The sequence below is a fragment of the Archaeoglobus sp. genome (assembly GCF_017656475.1).
Classification (GTDB): Archaea; Halobacteriota; Archaeoglobi; order Archaeoglobales; family Archaeoglobaceae; genus Archaeoglobus.
This window is the reverse complement of record NZ_JACDNT010000082.1, coordinates 1-2437: the sequence shown is the minus strand read 5'-3', so window position 1 is coordinate 2437 and position 2437 is coordinate 1. Positions and strand designations below refer to the sequence as shown.

The 2437-nt window shown below is 44.6% G+C and carries 4 protein-coding genes; all 4 read left to right on the top strand.

All coding sequences use genetic code 11. From position 1 onward, the window contains the following. Window positions 1-740, top strand: a 740-nt coding sequence (locus H0Z19_RS11840) for a hypothetical protein (RefSeq protein ID WP_290726886.1), incomplete at its 5' end; no start/stop codon positions are given. A gap of 4 nt (window positions 741-744) precedes the next feature. After that, window positions 745-927 (top strand): hypothetical protein, encoded by a 183-nt coding sequence (locus H0Z19_RS11835; RefSeq protein WP_290726884.1) that lies wholly within the window; start codon window positions 745-747, stop codon window positions 925-927. After that, entirely contained in the window at window positions 924-1079 is a 156-nt protein-coding gene (locus tag H0Z19_RS11830) for a hypothetical protein (protein WP_290726882.1), read from the top strand. The genes H0Z19_RS11835 and H0Z19_RS11830 overlap by 4 nt, the downstream gene beginning before the upstream one ends. Before the next feature lie 3 nt (window positions 1080-1082). Further along, a partial coding sequence (locus tag H0Z19_RS11825; RefSeq protein WP_290726880.1) for a right-handed parallel beta-helix repeat-containing protein occupies window positions 1083-2437 on the top strand: 1355 nt, incomplete at its 3' end.

Here is a 2437-nt window from a genome sequence, read left to right as displayed (position 1 = left end):
TCGTCGAGAACGTTCCCTCCGGAATATCCGTTATAAGCTGGAGCATCCCGAACCCCACTGCTCCCATAACCGTTCTCCTGTCAAACGCCTTCCTGAAGCCACACGAGCTCGTCTTCAAAGTGGAGGAGGCTCTCCCCGTAGACGTTCAGAACACATCCCTTGATGTTAACATCACGAACTCATACATGGACGTTAACGTAACAAACTCGGTCCTCCCCGTTGATATTCAGAACTCCTCAATCGTTGTCGAGCAGGCAACCAGCTCCGTCTGGGACATCAACGTTACAAACTCCACACTTGACGTAAACGTCAACGGAACCGCAAGCGTAAGCATTGACAGCGCCACCGTAACGGTAGACACACTCTCCTTCAAAGAGAAGAACTACTCAGGAAACGGCCTCGTCCCCATCTCCGCCACCGTGACCGACAGCTCCACCACAAAGACCTACACAAACACGGGGACCAAAAACGCATACCTGTTCGACTGCGTCGCATCGCTTGAAGGCTCCTCGCCCGCAGCCGGTAAAATTGAAATAAAGCTCTACGACGACACCGACACCCTCCAGGCCGTCATCTTTAAAGCACAGCTGGAAATCACCTCCTACTACGAAACAACCTTCGCACAGAAGCACTTCGACCCGCCGATCACCATCCCTCCGGGCTGGTACGTGACGATGTATGTGTGGGCAAGCAGCGGCACAACGACCTTCGGGCTCATGACGATACTTGAGGAGGTGTGACGCGGTGGGAATGAACCCAAACGAGCTTAAGGTCGGAGACACCTTCCAGCTTGAAGTCACTGAGTATCAGCAGGACCCTGAGACCGGAAAGTTCGTACCCGTCAAAGTCACTAAGACCTTTCAGGTTGTGAGGATAAGGGAGACCCGCTACGGCAAGGAGATCGAAGCAACGGAGGTAGCGTCATGAAAAAGCTCTTCTGGATTCTTCTATTTATTCTGCTGCTGTTTCTTCTGACCAGACAAAAAACTTATAAACCCGAAAAACAAACCTATGAAGAAGCTGCCGCGGAAGAACACTCGTGGTGGACTGGCTGGTTTGGTATGGGAAGGAGGTGGTGAAAGATGAGAAAAATTGAATACCGGAACTATGACGGGACCTTGTTTAGGTTCAACTCACTCGGAAATAAGTATGAGTTTGATATTTCAGAACCACACAACACTGCAGATTACATTATTTTTAAAGATATAGACGAAAACGTATATGCAAAAGACGGTAAAAGCGGAGAAATTGTTGCAAAAGACCCAAACGCGAGTGATGTAGTAACTTCTGTCCTTGAAATGCTCGAATCAGGGACTGTTTATCTAAAAAGTGGTATATACAACTTTAATGGTGAAAATGTATCCCTCAGTAATCTTTCCAACATTAGAATCATCGGAGCTGGTGTCGGTGCTACAAAAATCATAAACGGTGGTTTTGTAAAAAACGATTCAAGCGAAACCGAAAATATAGAAATAGGACATCTAACAATTGACTGTAACAATACAAGCAACTACGCTATAAACCTTGCAACGAATACTAAAAATGTTTACCTCCACCATCTTCAGCTTCTAAGAACATCTGATAAATTTTTATTATACTGGGGACAGGTTGAAAACCTAATAGTTGACTCGGTATATTTTTACGATGCAGGAACTGCATCAGCAGCAGACAACGCTGCCGGCTCTCAGAAAACCAATTCTGACACTGCTACTATATTCACAAACTGTATCTTTGTGAAGGAAAATTCCCAGGGAGGTGCTATGCTAACTACCGGTTCTTCCGGTAAACTTATATTCTCAAATCTCGCATTTGTAGATCTCTCAGACAACTCATACGCAGCAATCAGCCTTGAATCAAGCTTTGGGGATATTGATAAAGTAATCATGAATAATATATTTTCCACCGGCAAAAATCAAGGAATAGCTGTCGGAAATTCAAGCAGTCACACAATTGATACCGTACAGATATCTAACGTAAGCCTCACTGGTGGTGTTCAGGTGCTATACACTTTAAACGCTGAACTATCCAACATATATGTTTATAACTCCAAATATGGAGTCGTTCTCAACACAATAGAACACGCCGTATTGTCGAATATCACTATCAAAAATACAAACATATATGGTTCAACCTACGTTTACGATAAGGCAGGTCTGTACGTAGAAAACGTTGAAAACCTCTCCGTAACAAACCTCCATGTGTATGACGATCAAACCTCACCTACAACTCCTTATGGAATCCGTATTAAAAACACTAATTTAGGTGGAACGTACAATTTTACCAATACACAGCTTACAGGCCCTTTCACCGTAACCGCTATTGATCTAAATAATGTTGGGTCTATATCATTTAAAGGAGGTAATTTACAGAGTGAAGGAACAGCAACCTTCTCAGGTGACGGCTCCACGACCCAGTTCACAATCGCCCACGGGCTGGT

Bases quoted from the DNA above. Each gene is read 5' to 3' on its own strand.
- H0Z19_RS11830 (WP_290726882.1), top strand. From the start codon at position 924: ATGAAAAAGCTCTTCTGGATTCTTCTATTTATTCTGCTGCTGTTTCTT.